Raw genomic sequence first — 15,001 nt, 5'->3', positions numbered from 1 at the left:
GATTTCGATTACTTACCAGCCACAATCCAGGATTGAAGAACCTTGTACTGGCTTTCGGTAGGCTCCTCCATGAATTCAAGGAAGTGCTGATCCATCTTTTCGATTTCCAGTGCTTTGGCTTTGAGTTTCTTACTTTTCACTTTGCCATTTTTTTCACGTCTGACCACCACAGTCACCTTGGAGCCCGGAGTGGTGTTGGTTTTGAAGTCGCTGATGATCTGGCGCACGGCTGACAGTTCAAAAGCCTGACCATTGAACTCGGTGATCACATCGCCTTCCTCATACCCAAGATCTTTGGCGAAAGCGTTGGCCTCCGAAAGGTCATCGACCATAATTTCTCTGTCCTCAGTGAGCGTGATTCCAATGTCCCCAAAGGTGATCTCACGGGCAGGTTTCTCAGCAATGTATTCTATGCCAGCCCAGCTGAGTACTTCAGCGATAGGCAATGGCGTGTCGCCACTTACATAGGTTCTAAGGAACTCACCCACCTCGGGGTAGGTAAGGGCTTCTATCACACCAAAAAGTTCGTCATCATCAAAAGACACCTGCATGCCATACTTTTTGGCCAGCTCTCTCATGAGCCACTGCAGGTCTTTTTCACCATTGGAGTACTTGATAAGGTAGAGGTCGAGACACATTCCGATCAGGGCACCTTTGTAGTACACGTTGGTGTACATTCTTTCGAATTCGGGTTCCAGTATGCGCTCACTCATTTCCGTGAAGGAAACATTGGGGAATCGATCTGCAGTCCTGAGTTTGTCCTGAATCTCCTCCATGAATGTCTCCGGGCCGTAGAGGTTGTACTTCACCTGCACATGCATAGAGCTGTATTCTGTGACACCTTCATATAGCCACAGGTGTTTCGACATCTCCGGTTCTATGTAGTTAAACTCACCGATTTCCTTAGAGTGGATATTCAACGGAGTGACGATGTGAAAAAACTCATGAGCAGCTACGTCCCGTACTGTCTGGCCGATCCGGTCTGCACCTGCTTCGGGCAGTGAGTAGACAGACGAGTAGCTGTGCTCCAGCGCACCCATAGAACCAGACAGGGTGCCCCCATCGTTGAGGTAAATGAGGTAGGCATACCTGTCCACTGGCAGTTGCCCGCCCAGGTACTTACTCTGTGCCTGCATGAGGTCATAGATCTTATCCATCACGTCGGCAGCAGAGAGGGCCTTATTGGGTGAAAACACAGAAACCAGCACGTTGGCATTGGCGATTTTTCTGGAGATCGTATCAGGTACACTGTACATGATGGGCCCGTCTGCCAGAAAATTGAAGTCGTCAGCAAAGTATAGGTCTTCACTGGTGCTCACTGTTTTCTTTCTTAATGCCGTAGCACCGAAAGTATTTTCACCATGGGTGATACTCACTTCGTAGGGAGAAAACTTCAGCCCATCCAGATAACCGATGAAACCAAAAGTATTCATCACGAAAACTTTCTCCTCGGCATTGATATTGGTACCGCCGGGTTCAAAAACGATGTTGTCTCCGTACCCATCAAATTCATCCCAGGTGTCATCTACCAGATAGGTGATTTTATGTAATTGGCCACCGTTGGCTATTTTCCATTTGTTGATAGAGAGGGTGTCTACCTGCAGTGGGTTTCCGTCTTTGTCAAAGGCTTTGAAATCGGAAACGAACCTTCCGAAATCGGATATGCTGTAAGTTCCGGGCACCACTTTGGCCATGTGATATTCCAAATACTCAGCATCCGATGCAGGGGTGTAGATGGTCACCGGTACCTGATCATTGGCAGTGGCCGTAAGGTCTATCTCCACTTTGTACTTTTCAGACTGGGCAAATGACCAGCTCAGCGTCAGTAGCATCAACGCCGCTATCACAGACTTTTTCATATGTTGTTCTTTTGATTTTAGAGTGCCGCAAAGAAATATAATTTTTGAAGCATTCAAAGGGATGTTTTATTCCAATGGTTGGGCCTACTGACAAATGGTAGCTTAGTGCATCCCGGCTCAAAGGATTCATGTTTTAGCTTATGCTCCCTCTCGAATCTTTCTATATTTGCGGTCAATTCTACCAACAAACATGTCAAACAAAGAATTTAAAAGATATACAATCACCTCGGCGCTGCCTTATGCCAATGGTCCGGTGCACATTGGTCACCTCGCAGGGGTGTATGTGCCAGCGGATATTTATGCGCGCTTTTTGAGGTTGAAAGGTCGGGATGTGGCTTTCATTTGTGGCTCTGATGAGCACGGAGTGGCCATAGAGCTCAGAGCCCGCAAGGAGGGGGTGACTCCTCAGCAGGTGGTGGACAAGTATCATGAGCAGATCAAAAAATCCTTTGAGCAATTTGGGATTAGCTTCGATATCTACTCTCGCACCAGCTCACCTACACATCACAAAACAGCTTCGGATTTCTTCAGGAAACTGAATGACCATGGGAAATTTGTGGAGCAGTCCTCTGAGCAGTTCTATGATCCCACAGCCAAACAATTTTTGGCAGACCGATACATCAAAGGCACTTGCCCCACTTGTAGCTTTCCGGAAGCTTATGGCGATCAGTGTGAGAACTGCGGCTCCACATTGAGCCCGGCTGAGCTCATCAATCCCAAATCGATGCTCAGTGGTGAATCGCCGGTGATGAAGGAAACCAAACACTGGTATTTTCCGCTGGATCAGTATGAGGAATGGCTGAGACACTGGATCGTGGAGGAGCACCCGGAGTGGAAACCCAATGTGGCGGGTCAGTGCAAAAGCTGGCTGGACAATGGCCTGCGACCAAGGCCAATGACGCGCGACCTGGACTGGGGCATTCCTGTGCCTGTGGAAGGCGCAGAAGGGAAGGTGCTCTATGTATGGTTTGATGCCCCCATTGGGTACATCTCAGCCACCAAAGACTGGGCTGCGTCGGCAGGGAAAAACTGGGAGGATTACTGGAAGTCTGAGGACACCCGGTTGATTCACTTTATTGGCAAAGACAACATCGTATTTCACTGTGTGATATTCCCGGCATTGCTGAAAGCCGACGGAGACTATATACTGCCAGACAATGTGCCGGCCAACGAATTTCTGAACCTGGAGTCCAACAAGATTTCCACTTCCAGAAACTGGGCGGTGTGGCTGCATGAGTACCTGGAAGAATTTCCTGACAAGCAGGATGTGCTGAGATATGTCCTTACGGCCAATGCACCGGAGACCAAAGACAATGACTTCACCTGGAAGGACTTCCAGACCCGTAACAACAGTGAACTGGTGGCCATTTTTGGTAACTTCATCAACCGGGCAGTAGTGCTCACTCACAAGTATTTTGAAGGTAAGATCCCTTCACGCAATGCGCTCACCGAGCGCGATGAAGAAGTCATCGCTGCCATTAAGACCTATCCTGAGCGGATAGAGAAGTCGCTGGAACAGTTCAGGTTTAGAGAGGCCTCCACCCACCTGATGGACCTGGCCCGCGAGGGGAATAAGTACCTGGCTGACACAGAGCCCTGGAAGCTAATCAAAACAGACAAGAGCAGGGTGGAGACCATCATGAACATCGCACTGCAGCTGGCAGGCAGCCTGGCCATCTTGTCTGAGCCTTTCCTGCCTTTCACCTCAGATAAGCTGAGGAAGATGCTTAACCAGAAGGAAGTGGCCTGGTCGATGGCTGGCGGTCTGGGACTGCTGGCCGAGGGTCAGCAGATCAATGAAGGCGTGTTGCTTTTTGATAAAATAGAAGACGAAACAGTAGAAGCACAAGTACAAAAACTAATGGATACAAAGAAAGCAAACGAGGTAGCGAATGAGGCGCCCAAAGTGGCTCCGGCCAAAGACGAGGTGGTGTTTGATGACTTCATGAAAATGGACCTGCGGGTAGGAGAGATCAAGACGGCCGAAAAGGTGGAGAAGTCTAATAAGCTGTTGAAGTTCACCGTAGACACTGGCCTGGATGTGCGCACCATAGTAAGCGGTGTGGCTAAGCACTTTACCGCTGAGGAGATGGTCGGCAAGAAAGTGGTGGTGATGTCTAACCTGGCACCACGGAAGATCATGGGCATCGAGTCTCAGGGCATGCTCCTCTTTGCCGAGAATGCAGATGGTTCTCTCAAGGCAGTCAGTCCGGATAAGGACGCAGAGAATGGTGCCGGCATAGCCTGATAGGCATTGGAGTAACCAGTCTTACAAAAGAGCCCCTATTGGCATGCAAGTTCCGGTAGGGGCTTTTTTTATTGATAGTGGGGTGGTTCTGCAAGGGCATACCGCAGCCCTTTCTCTACTCATCAGCATCAGGTGAGTGATTTATGCGGTCTTATTGTAAAAAAGATACGTATCTAAAATGAAAAAGATACGTATCATAATAAATTTAGATACGTATTACAATGAATTTAGATACGTATCTAAATGTGAAAACATAGCGTTGTTTACAGGAAAAGTACCGCATCAGTGTACAAAGAGCACCTGTCAACTGATGAAATGGATGTGTGATCTCTTTCAAAAAAAGGAAGTTCATTTGTGATGCCAATTCCCCCTCCTTTCATTTTAAAAGTATTAAATCCACCCCAATATCGCGATGAAGCTTCCAAAAGATCTCTTCACTATCCATCATTGCACGCAATACTTTCTTGTTATAGCAAAACAAATTGATCAAGTTGTACGGTACAACTCTGGTAACAGCGTCCCACGAAGGGCCAATGTTGATTTGGATCCTACCCACAAAAACCATTTCTCTAAATTCTTGATATGTTTTAGGACTCCAATTAACGTGTGCTATTTCCATAACAATGCGATGAAAAACAATTTCAATTTTTTAGGAATTCGACACAATTAATATAATAATAATCAATAGGATGACCACCCCAATAATGAATCCACAACCCTCACGAATGGTTTCGCCTAAGCTATTGCCTCCAAGAAGTGCACCTATTACAATGATGACAACAATAAATATTACCCAACCCATCAGAATTTATTTACTCATCAAAAACCCAGTTTTCCCGTTTTTATTTTCATCTACTACCTTCTGCCCGTCTCAGGCCTACCATCGAACCATTCATCTTCTGCTCATTTTTCCAATAGTTAAACAGCTATTCCACACACGTCAGGGAAACCCTGCTTTCAGCGTCATGGTCTATGAACTGATTCAAGGCACCTAGGCCACTTCCTAAAGAAACTTTAATTTCTTTGGCGATCTGAATAAATTCAGCGATATAACAGGATTTGTAGGCTTCCTTTTCTTTTCCTGCCCTTGCTCCACGATTATTGTAGGAGCTTTCTGCCTTAATATTAGCAATCTTGCTAAGCTTCTCATCGCTCAGGCAACCCGAATAGTCAATAAAGCGGGAAGGCACATGCAGATTCGTCATTTCCACATCAATGAAATATTCCGTTGACTGCCCTTTTTTTAGGTCCTCTGATAACTGACAGGGATCAAAAGTGGGGGAGCTGGTTCCTTCTCTGGCGATTATTACCTTCTGGAACTGGTCTATGCTGACTTTCTTCCCGCTCTCACATGCCTCGTTCAGAACTGGTTGGTTCCAGGCGAGTATCTTGTTGGGGCTAGATACCCTGGTTTTCAGGTAATTCAGATATGCTGGTTTCAGGCAGTTGCAGTCAAACAACCTACCAACCGCACCATATGGGTCTTTCTCGCAACTTTCATAGATCATTTTGGTGAGGTATTCAGACAGGTTGTCCTCATTAAAATCATTTGCCACCCAGGGCAGTACGATGTCCCCTGTGCCCCCTGGCACCCTTACTATCTCCAGTAAGTCTTGTGGGGTATATTGAATAAAAGGGGTTTTTAAGGACACCTCATCAAACAAGCTATATGCAGGCAATCCGCCCTTTTCCTCCTCCATCAGAATATAGCCGCCTTGTGTTTTTGTATGAAGCTGCTCCGCCTTTTCCGGAGCTATTTTGTACTCATAGAGGCAGCTTTCACAACTGTAGAGGTAATTATTTCTACTGAATTGGTGCTTGAATACATAAACTTCCTTTTCGAAGTTATATTCAGGGAAACGTTCGAAATTGATGATCGCATAGTTTTTCTCGTTGGGTAGGTTATCATAGGCTTTCCTAAGTGCCTCTGGGATGCCCGATTTCTTATAGCTTTCTAAAGCCCTGCGCTTGCTAAATTCATCACTGCTGGAACCTCCCCAAACGTTGGAATGACTACCACCAAAATAGGTGTCTACCCCGTCCCCGGTCATCAACCGCCGAAGAAGGTTGCGATATTCCACATCATCCATTTCTAAAGATTGGATTTTCTTCAGGTTCTGAAGTTTCATACTATTTAAGAAAGCCTCGTCCTGTAGCGCATTGCGGCTTCTGCTTGATAATCCCCTGATGTATTTTCCATGGTAGGTGGCAATATCAAAATCTACAAGATGCTCGTGAGAAAACGTCACAGAATGCCTGTCAAAGACGTTTCTACCAGACTCATTACTGTTTGGTTCTTTATCCCCGGCATCTTTACCCTGCCTGGATTTCGATTCCTTTTTTAACTCGCTGGCAGCCTTGCCTACTTTGTCTTTCAGTTTTCTAAAATCCTGGGCAGCCATCTGAAAGGATAGTGATAAGGATATGGCGATCAGGAATAATGGTATTTTGGTTACTTGTCCTTTCATATCTTTAGAATTTAATTTTTACAATCATTACCAGGTTCAAAGAATTTGAGCGAATAGTCCATGCCTCCCTCTTTTAAAAACCACTCAGAAGAGAGGTTTAAGTGGAGATTGTCTAATAGGGCGCATGCGCTGAGAGGCCCTCTATAATTTTCCTTTGTGAGTTTTTCTTCCAGATCCAGAGAGTTGGCCAGAATTATCAGGTTGCTTTTCGGGCCTTTACCTCCCGTTACGTAAACAGGTGTTTCGGATTTGCAAGCACTGATCAACAGATCTTTATAGGATTGAAGTATAGATTTGGGAGCATGGAAAGGAGTGGGCCGGATCTTTCCTGCTCTTAATTGTTCTATATAGAGCAAGGCTATACAATGACAGTCATATTCCTGGAATTTGTGCTTAAAGACTCCATTAGCACATTGCGCTTGCGCCTGTTCGCGTACCCAATTATACCCTGTGTTAATGTCTGCCGTTTCTTGTGCTGGGCACGGGGTGATCATCCAAATAATGAGTGTGAGGAGGATCGAAAATGGCTTTATTGCTCCTGTGATATTCATTTTTTAAGAAGTATGCTTCGAGGTTCTAAATAAGACGTCTGCATGGCTTTCAGTCTCCTTACAAATAAAGGGCAATCTTTTTCCTGATTTTGATGGTGTCAGGGACTAGTTACTAATCATTGGGATTCAGAGGATATTCGTTGCAGAATGGCGTGTAATTGTTTGACCTGAGCGGTAGCCTAAAGCATCAGAACTTTGAGTGAGAGCATCTTGTGAAATCAACAGTCAAATTATTTTAACATATTTACCCTTCCAAACTGATAGCTACTCCTATGAAGAAACTACTTTATATGCTAGTTTTTGCATGTCAGATACTGGCCGCTCAGCCACAGGTGATAGATTCATTGGCCAGACGAATAGAAAATTATCCAACCCGTACTGATACTTTGTATCTCGATATGAGGAATGATTATGTTCGTCAGAAGATATTATATGATCCCACAGATTCAGCCCTTCTGTCCTATGCGCAGGAAACACTAGAAATATCAAACGAAATAGACTACCCCAAGGGTCAGGTACTGGCCCTGCAAAGGATAGGAGCAGTAATTCACTATTTGCAAGGAAAACCAGTAGAAGCAATTGATTATTATCAAAAAGCATTGGAAATTTTAAATGGCCATCCTGAACTCATTAAATACACCCCTGGTAGTCTGATCAACCTCGCTAATGTATACACTGGTCAGGGCGATCATGAAAAAGCCCTGAGGCTATTTAAGAGATTGCACCTTGAATTTGAAGACAATGATGTAGTTGCTCATAGAATAGGGAATGTCTATGTTGACATGGAGCAGTATGATTCAGCCATGCACTATTTTAAACTTGCCATCGTGGAGGCTGAGCGCTTAAAAAATCATGCCGCACTGGCCTATTCCCATAGTGCTTTGTCTTTCCGGCTTAGCAGTGCAGGTAAACCGGATGAAGCCGTAAGTCATATTGAACAAAGCTTGTCGTTGTTAATCGAATATGATATAGCGTTTCTCAATAAGAATATCTATTCCAATGCCGCGATGGTGTATCAAAAAGCCAGAGATTTTGATCAAGCCGAAATTTATTCTTTAAAGGCCCTTGAGGCGGTAGGGCCTTCTAATCATTTCAGCAGGAGAAATTTGTACGGTACGCTTTATGAGGTTTATAAAGAGAGTAGCAAGTTTAGTGAAGCACTTGACGCCCTTGAAAAGTATATTGAGTCTAATGATAGTCTTACCAATAATGACCGAAAGCTAGAGACCGCTAAAAAAGAAATTGAATTTGAAGCAAGGCAAAAGGAACTTCTTGCCCAAGCAGAAATCTCCAAACATAAATTAATTAGCAAAATATATCTGGCATCAGGTGGAGGGGTCATTTTCGCTATTTCCTTGATTTCATTTCTATTTTGGCAAAGGCGCGCAGCCATTACCAAAGCCAATGAGGCGGAATTCAAAACCAACCTCATCGAATCAAAACTGGTGGCTTTAAGAGCACAATTAAATCCACATTTCACCTTTAATGCTTTGAATGCCATTGATCAGTATATGATGACCCATGGTGTGGAGAAGGCGAGCGACTATCTTGTGAAGTTTGCATCATTAATGCGAAATGTTCTGGACAACTCCCAGGACGATTGGATACCCGTATCTGAAGAGATCAAGATGACCAGTCTGTATGTGGAAATTGCCGGGCTCCGGCTGCAAGATTCCATAAAATTAACTGTTGACATTGATCCGGGTATTAATCCAGAGACTACTTTGATCCCTTCATGGCTGATTCAGCCTATCATTGAGAACAGTATAGAGCACGGAATAATGAAAATAGATTACCCGGGAACAATATCAGTGAGGGTTTTCCCTGATGATTTTGAAAAATTGACTTTCATTATTGAAGATAATGGGGTAGGGATGGCCGGAAAGAAAATATCGGAAAATGGTAGGCCAAGCGGGATGAAAATGGTGAAGGACCGCATTCGGTATTTGAATGAGCTGACAGATACGAAGACCTATTTCGAAATAAGAGATATAGACAATGGTGTAAATGTTACAATCACAATTCCTTTTAAAACCATTTGCTAATGTTAACCGCAGTTATTGTAGAAGATGAACCACATTGCACGGAGAGGTTGAAAAGGCTCCTTCAGAAGACTTCTCACCGGGTCAGTGTAACCGGACAATTTGATAGCGTAGAGCGTGCTTCTAAAGAGTTGATCGAGCTTAAACCTCATCTCGTTTTCCTTGACGTGGTGCTAAAGGATGGTACTTGTTTTGATCTGCTTCAAAACATTAGTGACCCTGAGTTCGACATCATATTTACTACTGGACATAATGGGTATGCCGTTGAAGCCTTTGAATATAGCGCTATGCATTACTTGCTGAAACCCATTGATCCCGGGCATTTGGAAAATGCCATCAGCAGATGTGTTAATAATTTAAGTGCAAAAGAAACAAGCAAACGTCTTGATGTACTGATCCATAACCAGCAAGCGCATAGCTCTACTGACAGTAAACTAGTAGTGACAGTAACACGGGGAAAGACAGTAAAAATGCTTAACTACAAAATGGGAGAGATCATTCGTTTTGAAGGGCTCGGAAACTACTGCACAATTTTTTTGCTGAATGGTGAAAAATATGTGCTTTCGAAAACATTAAAGCACTATGACGACCTTCTTGATGGATTTACCCGTACTCATCAGTCACATTTGGTGAATAAAGATCATATAAAAGAGTATGTTAAAACAAAGAATGGTAAAGCTGTTGTGGTTTTGACCAATGGTGATGAAATTCCAGTTTCTGTAAGTCAGCGAGGTAATATGAATGGGCTCTTTGGTAAGGAACTGTTATAACTAAGAGTAAATGCTGGATCAAAACTATATCGAGGAGTTTTAGCCATTATGGTTCTTATAATGGCTTTATGTGTTCACCCATAATTGTGTGCAAGTCCTTTACTCAGTATATGCTTTAATGAAACTCTTGCTCTCGTAGTTCAGCGATTGCTCAAGTACCTAGGCATATAGCCCGTTGCAGAAAAATCGTGCTTTTCACTACTTTTTTACCCAAAAATGCTCATTTAACTCAGAAAAAGATGAAACTAAACATTGCTACCAGTTGTGAAAATGCTCCCAAAAAGGAGCTGATAAAAAACCTCACGATCTTTTTTGCTTCCTACGATATTCCGCAGGCCATGCAATACCTGGCCGACGATGTGATATGGACTTTGGTAGGGGATAAACCCATCATGGGCAGGGAGCAATTTGCTGCTGCCCTCATGGAAATGGCGCATAATAAGGCCTCCGAGCTCACCATTCACAGCATAGTTACCCATGGCAAGGAAGCTGCCATCAATGGCGAGATGGTGATGAGCGACGGGAGTGTTTTTGGATTTGCCGATTTCTATGAATTCACCAGTGCCAAAGGCTCACAAGTAAAGTCGATAACCTCTTATGTGGTACAGAAAATCCAGACTGAATGATGATCAGGCGCGTGACCTTCCTTGGAAGTGAAATGCAATGCCGATACGGTGCAAATCATTATCTTTTCGCATGCAAAAATCGTTAGCCCTTCTCACCCTGTTTTTTATGAGTCTATTTGCTATGGCGCAGACCAGTGAGGCGCCATCCATCAAGGATCAATATTTTGAAGAACAGCAAGTCTTTGCAAGACAAATCAGGAACAATATCTATTCCGATTTCGCTTCATTCAACGCGATGGATCCCATTCGTTTCGGTAGCTCCATTGACTCTCTGGAAAGCATCTTCCACGCCCATCTCAGTAAATACAGCGACCGGCTGGATCCTTCGGTTATTCAGGATGAAAACATTGGCATTCAATACTTCTTCGATAAGTTTTTGTTGGAGTACCCTGCTCATCATCAGGACTACACGGGCGAGCTGGTGTCGCTCACTCCCGAAAAGCAGGCGAGACTTACTGCACATACCGCAGACCTAAATGATGCCGCTTTACTCACCAACCGGGATTTTCGTGAATATGTGCAGGCGCTACTGGCCATAGATGCGAACCAGGCGATAGCTACCGGAGCCTATGACAAAAGTGATAATCAGCAGTTGGAAGCTGTTTGGGCTTGTATGGATCAACGCTTCACCAACCCGCAGGTCAGGGACTATTGGCGCGGAGAATACTTAATGAATCACATGGACAACTATGGGGTCAGGAACATTGGCTCCATCTATGACGAGTTTATCACCACCTGCCAAGAGGAGGAAGCGGTGAGTAAAGCCAGGGCGGCTTACGAAAAATTTGAAAGCGCAAGAGCATCACACCTGATTGAAACCTATAAGATTGTGGATGGATTTGAGCTGGAGATGCACCTCTTTCTACCCGACTCGCAGGTCTTTGCAGGGCCTCGACCAACCATCATCTATTTTCATGGTGGCAGCTGGTCAGAGGGAAAACCAGATTGGTTTTTTGGAGAGGGAGCGGAGTTCGCCAGACAGGGCTGGGTGGCTGCGGCCATTGAGTATAGGATAAAAGGAAGGCACGGAACATTGCCTTTTGAGGCGGTGAAAGATGCTAAATCAGCGGTGCGCTGGCTCCGGGAAAATGCGGTGAAATACAAAATAAATCCGGATAAAATTGTAGCCACTGGAAATTCAGCCGGGGGACACTTAGCGCTGGCAACTGCCCTGGTGGAAAACTGGAATGAGGAATCAGATGACCTTGGCGTTAGCGCGAAGCCCAACGCATTGATGGTGGTTTCCGGGGTTTTTGACCTGACGGTGGACAATTCAAAATGGATTGTAAAAACCCTCAATAATAAGGAGCTTGTAAAGGAGATTTCCCCCAATCACCTGATCAAAGAGGATTTGCCACCTATGCTCATTATTCATGGAGAAAATGACAGAAATTGTCTTTATTCGTCAGCCGAATACTTTGTCTCACAGTCGGAAAGGTTGAACAATAAAGTTACGTTCAGCACCATAGAAGGGGCTGGGCATTTTATCTGGTTTGGAAGGTATGGGGGTAATGTGGCAGCCATCCAACGTGAGTACCTGAATAGCTTAGGGTTCGACTGATTTGAGGTAAAGATTGCAGAAAGTTAACAATGAAATAGAAAGTTATGAGCAGTACCAACTACCATCTGGCGCAATTCAATATCATAAAACTAAAGGATCAGCTGGATTCTCCTGTTGTCAAGGAATTCAGGGATTTTCTGGCGCCGGTGAACCAGCTGGCAGAAGAAAGCCCGGGTTTTGTGTGGAGGCTGAAGGATGACCAGGGTGAAAGTGCAGCCAACGTGGAAACGCCCTATGAGGATGAATTGATATTTGTGAACATGTCGGTCTGGCTGAACTATGATTACCTGAAAGCTTACACCTATCAGACAGTACATAGCTATTTTCTGAAGAGCCGAAAAAAATGGTCTCTGGAAATCGAGGGGCACAGAGCGGTCATGTGGTACGTGGAGGAAGGTCAGATTCCGTCTTTGACAGAAGCCAAGGCAAAACTGGATTTACTCAACCAGTCGGGTTCTTCCAGTAAGGCCTTCAGTATGACCGACATTTATGATGCTGATGGATCCAGGTTGGGGAAGTAAGACTGATCCGGGCTAAAGTGATTTTTAGCTTCCCAGATCAATGTGCTCTTCTTTTAACCCAATACTTCTCAGTGCCTTTTCCATGGCTTCATTAAATGGGGGTGGACCACAGACCAGTACAGGGCGTGAATGGTTTATTTGCTTTTTGAGAAATGGAGCATCGATGTTGCCATAGTACGCCGGATCTGCCGGGTCGCTGGTGATGACATTGAGGTATTTGTCTCCCAGCATCTCACGAAGTTCTTTTTCGAGAAAGAGGTCTTTCCGGGTTTTGTTTGAAAAAATCAACAGGCAATCGTTCAGTGTACCTTTCTGGTGCATGTAGCGCATGATGGCAACGAATGGCGTGATCCCTGTTCCGCCAGCCAGAAAAACAGCGTTTTCCTTGGGTCTGAAAGTATTGAACGGTTCTGTAAAGCCAATCTGATCGCCAACATTCAGTTGGCTGATGGCTTCTGTCTTGCCATGGTGATTCTTATAGATTCGAATGATGAATTCCAGCGTGTCTTCGCTGGGGAGGTTCGTCATAGTGAAAGGGCCCGGTTCATGTGCTCCCACCTGAATTTCCACAGCGTCTCCCACATGGTATTCAAAACCTGTGGGTTTACTGACCTCCAGTCTCACCACATTGTGCGCCAGCCAGTCCAGAGTCTTTATTTTTTTGGTGTATTTCATTGGGTTCCTTTTTGATGAAACATGTATTCACAAAGAGCTCACATGGTTGTCTCTTTCGTGTAACAACACCTTTCGGTGCCAATGTGTTTCTGCGGTTGGGCTAACCGTTCTACAGGATTGCCGGGTTTACAAATTGATTCTGAATTGATCCAAAATATTATTTGATCCTAAATCCGGTTTTAAACTAGTAGCGGGAACAGACCCGTCATGGAATGATCGAACCTGTGACCTTCATACCACACACTCTGTCATTGTTTCGGATCAATCTGGAAAGTTGGGGGGAAAGATGAATTGATGTTTCACTGAAATAAAAAAGGGATCAATCCGAAAACCTATGGGGGAATTGCATTGAAGTTGGATGTTGGCACTAGTGATCTGATTCACTGTATAGTCCAGCTAACGGCTGAGCCGCTAACCCTTCATTTTCTTTGCTTGCCCCGAGCCGCGTAGGTCGGGCCGCGTAGGCAAAGAAAACAATAGGTTAGATGACAGAGGCACCAACCTAGCCGGTCGCACGCAAAAAATCATTTTGACTTAGTAAGTGCTGAGGTCTTTTTTTGGAAATCTTCAAGTCAAAATGATTCACACTTGTCCCGGCCGGGCAAGGCTTGGATGCTCCGCCCGCCTTAGCGCCCAATAGTCTTCTGAATTACGAGTCCATTAATGAGATTGGTAAAAATATAATCTTATGGACTTACCCCAGAAATACGGATTGATCCATTGTTTCGACAGGATTAGCGCATTAGATTATTTAGAATAGAACAGCGATTTATTTAAAACGAGCACAAAAAAAGCCTCAGAAATGAATCTGAGGCTTTGTAGTAGCGGGAACAGGACTCGAACCTGTGACCTTCGGGTTATGAGCCCGACGAGCTACCAACTGCTCCATCCCGCGATGTGGACTGCAAAAGTAGTACAGTCTTTTAGATTTGCAAAGCCTTCTACCGAAATATTTGAAAACTTTATCTTTTGTGCTCTTACAACATCATAGAGCCAGAAATCGTTTCAATAAGGATGAAAATACAACTAACCCCTGAATACCTCAAACTGGTTTCGGCTGCTGCCGATAGGGTGGGCCTCACGGTTAATGAATACATCGCCAAAGTAATCACCGAGCACTTCGAACGTAAGAACGGACGGTGATTTTATTCGAATTTCATCAGGTTTGCAGAGGATTTGGCCAACTGGTAGGCATGAAAAAACGCATAACCCGACCGGCTGTCTGATTTCTCTGCAAGCCGCCACATCGAGTTGGCAGCAAAGGTAGTACCCTTGCTGTCTTCGGCATAGGCTTGTCCTTTTACTTCACCACCCTCTTTGTAGAAAGTCCTGATCGTGGCTTTGCCCTTGAAGAGCTCCACCTCACTGGGCTCCAGTCTCACCTCCATTCTATATTGGGTATTTTGCCCGATAAATGTGGGTGAGGTGCTGAAAGTAAGCTTTTCAGAATCAGACGACTGGAGGTCAATGTTTTGCTCTTTCAGTACCTCCAGCATTCTGTTCATAAGTTGTGGAGCAGGCAGAAATGAGTAGGCCATGATGACCTGACTACTGTCTGGCACATTGTCCAATTCTGAGGGCTGTAGGGCTGTCTTGTTTGTGGTGAGTTCATACCAGCTTTTGGTTGTCTGGCACGACATACATAAACCAATCAGGAGTAGAATAATTGATCTTTTCATG

12 protein-coding genes and 1 tRNA gene are annotated in these 15,001 nt (G+C 44.7%); 7 read left to right on the top strand and 6 right to left on the bottom strand.

Annotation, left to right across the window (positions count from 1 at the left end; genetic code table 11):
• Positions 1–8: 8 nt before the first annotated feature.
• Complete coding sequence (locus RIH33_RS04765) at positions 9–1,859, bottom strand: peptidase M61 (protein WP_406652548.1); 1,851 nt, start codon at positions 1,857–1,859, stop codon at positions 9–11.
• Between the two features lie 190 nt (positions 1,860–2,049).
• Between RIH33_RS04765 and metG the strand changes: the two genes are divergently transcribed.
• Positions 2,050–4,107, top strand: a complete 2,058-nt coding sequence (gene metG / locus RIH33_RS04760; RefSeq protein WP_406652546.1) for a methionine--tRNA ligase — start codon at positions 2,050–2,052, stop codon at positions 4,105–4,107.
• A gap of 926 nt (positions 4,108–5,033) precedes the next feature.
• On the opposite strand, the gene RIH33_RS04755 is transcribed toward metG, so the two are convergent.
• Together RIH33_RS04755 and RIH33_RS04750 are read right to left on the bottom strand one after the other, a co-directional pair.
• On the bottom strand, positions 5,034–6,575 hold the full coding sequence (locus tag RIH33_RS04755) for a hypothetical protein (RefSeq protein WP_406652544.1): 1,542 nt from the start codon (positions 6,573–6,575) through the stop codon (positions 5,034–5,036).
• Positions 6,576–6,586: 11 nt separating this feature from the next.
• Positions 6,587–7,126: a hypothetical protein gene (locus RIH33_RS04750; protein WP_406652543.1), complete on the bottom strand. Its 540-nt coding sequence runs from the start codon at positions 7,124–7,126 to the stop codon at positions 6,587–6,589.
• A 272-nt stretch (positions 7,127–7,398) separates the two neighbouring features.
• Between RIH33_RS04750 and RIH33_RS04745 the strand changes: the two genes are divergently transcribed.
• The 5 genes from RIH33_RS04745 (at position 7,399) to RIH33_RS04725 (ending at position 12,646) form a co-directional block, all read left to right on the top strand.
• Complete coding sequence (locus RIH33_RS04745) at positions 7,399–9,171, top strand: histidine kinase (RefSeq protein ID WP_406652541.1); 1,773 nt, start codon at positions 7,399–7,401, stop codon at positions 9,169–9,171.
• On the top strand, positions 9,171–9,938 hold the full coding sequence (locus RIH33_RS04740) for a LytR/AlgR family response regulator transcription factor (RefSeq protein ID WP_406652540.1): 768 nt from the start codon (positions 9,171–9,173) through the stop codon (positions 9,936–9,938). The genes RIH33_RS04745 and RIH33_RS04740 overlap by 1 nt, the downstream gene beginning before the upstream one ends.
• 239 nt (positions 9,939–10,177) lie before the next feature.
• On the top strand, positions 10,178–10,564 hold the full coding sequence (locus tag RIH33_RS04735) for a nuclear transport factor 2 family protein (protein WP_406652539.1): 387 nt from the start codon (positions 10,178–10,180) through the stop codon (positions 10,562–10,564).
• Positions 10,565–10,634: 70 nt separating this feature from the next.
• Positions 10,635–12,125, top strand: coding sequence for an alpha/beta hydrolase (locus RIH33_RS04730; protein ID WP_406652537.1), 1,491 nt, complete (start codon positions 10,635–10,637; stop codon positions 12,123–12,125).
• A 44-nt stretch (positions 12,126–12,169) separates the two neighbouring features.
• The gene (locus tag RIH33_RS04725) at positions 12,170–12,646 is read left to right on the top strand and encodes a DUF3291 domain-containing protein (RefSeq protein WP_406652535.1); all 477 of its coding nucleotides are present in this window, start codon (positions 12,170–12,172) and stop codon (positions 12,644–12,646) included.
• Positions 12,647–12,670: 24 nt separating this feature from the next.
• Here RIH33_RS04725 and RIH33_RS04720 read toward each other — a convergent pair whose 3' ends face one another.
• Complete coding sequence (locus RIH33_RS04720; RefSeq protein WP_406652533.1) at positions 12,671–13,321, bottom strand: flavodoxin reductase; 651 nt, start codon at positions 13,319–13,321, stop codon at positions 12,671–12,673.
• Between the two features lie 822 nt (positions 13,322–14,143).
• A tRNA-Met gene (locus RIH33_RS04715) sits at positions 14,144–14,216 on the bottom strand.
• A gap of 119 nt (positions 14,217–14,335) precedes the next feature.
• Between RIH33_RS04715 and RIH33_RS04710 the strand changes: the two genes are divergently transcribed.
• Positions 14,336–14,464 carry a hypothetical protein gene (locus RIH33_RS04710; RefSeq protein WP_406654030.1) on the top strand — a complete coding sequence of 43 codons (129 nt, stop codon included), beginning with the start codon at positions 14,336–14,338 and terminating at the stop codon, positions 14,462–14,464.
• Between the two features lie 2 nt (positions 14,465–14,466).
• On the opposite strand, the gene RIH33_RS04705 is transcribed toward RIH33_RS04710, so the two are convergent.
• Positions 14,467–15,000, bottom strand: a complete 534-nt coding sequence (locus tag RIH33_RS04705; protein ID WP_406654029.1) for a hypothetical protein — start codon at positions 14,998–15,000, stop codon at positions 14,467–14,469.
• Position 15,001: the final 1 nt, after the last annotated feature.

It is taken from the genome of Marinoscillum sp. (genome assembly GCF_040222955.1).
Classification (GTDB): Bacteria; Bacteroidota; Bacteroidia; order Cytophagales; family Cyclobacteriaceae; genus Marinoscillum.
This window is presented reverse-complemented; position numbering and strand designations above follow the sequence as displayed.

Bases quoted from the DNA above. Each gene is read 5' to 3' on its own strand.
- RIH33_RS04765 (WP_406652548.1), bottom strand. From the start codon at position 1,859: ATGAAAAAGTCTGTGATAGCGGCGTTGATGCTACTGACGCTGAGCTGG.
- metG (WP_406652546.1), top strand. From the start codon at position 2,050: ATGTCAAACAAAGAATTTAAAAGATATACAATCACCTCGGCGCTGCCT.
- RIH33_RS04755 (WP_406652544.1), bottom strand. From the start codon at position 6,575: ATGAAAGGACAAGTAACCAAAATACCATTATTCCTGATCGCCATATCC.
- RIH33_RS04750 (WP_406652543.1), bottom strand. From the start codon at position 7,126: ATGAATATCACAGGAGCAATAAAGCCATTTTCGATCCTCCTCACACTC.
- RIH33_RS04745 (WP_406652541.1), top strand. From the start codon at position 7,399: ATGAAGAAACTACTTTATATGCTAGTTTTTGCATGTCAGATACTGGCC.
- RIH33_RS04740 (WP_406652540.1), top strand. From the start codon at position 9,171: ATGTTAACCGCAGTTATTGTAGAAGATGAACCACATTGCACGGAGAGG.
- RIH33_RS04735 (WP_406652539.1), top strand. From the start codon at position 10,178: ATGAAACTAAACATTGCTACCAGTTGTGAAAATGCTCCCAAAAAGGAG.
- RIH33_RS04730 (WP_406652537.1), top strand. From the start codon at position 10,635: ATGCAAAAATCGTTAGCCCTTCTCACCCTGTTTTTTATGAGTCTATTT.
- RIH33_RS04725 (WP_406652535.1), top strand. From the start codon at position 12,170: ATGAGCAGTACCAACTACCATCTGGCGCAATTCAATATCATAAAACTA.
- RIH33_RS04720 (WP_406652533.1), bottom strand. From the start codon at position 13,321: ATGAAATACACCAAAAAAATAAAGACTCTGGACTGGCTGGCGCACAAT.
- RIH33_RS04710 (WP_406654030.1), top strand. From the start codon at position 14,336: ATGAAAATACAACTAACCCCTGAATACCTCAAACTGGTTTCGGCTGCT.
- RIH33_RS04705 (WP_406654029.1), bottom strand. From the start codon at position 15,000: ATGAAAAGATCAATTATTCTACTCCTGATTGGTTTATGTATGTCGTGC.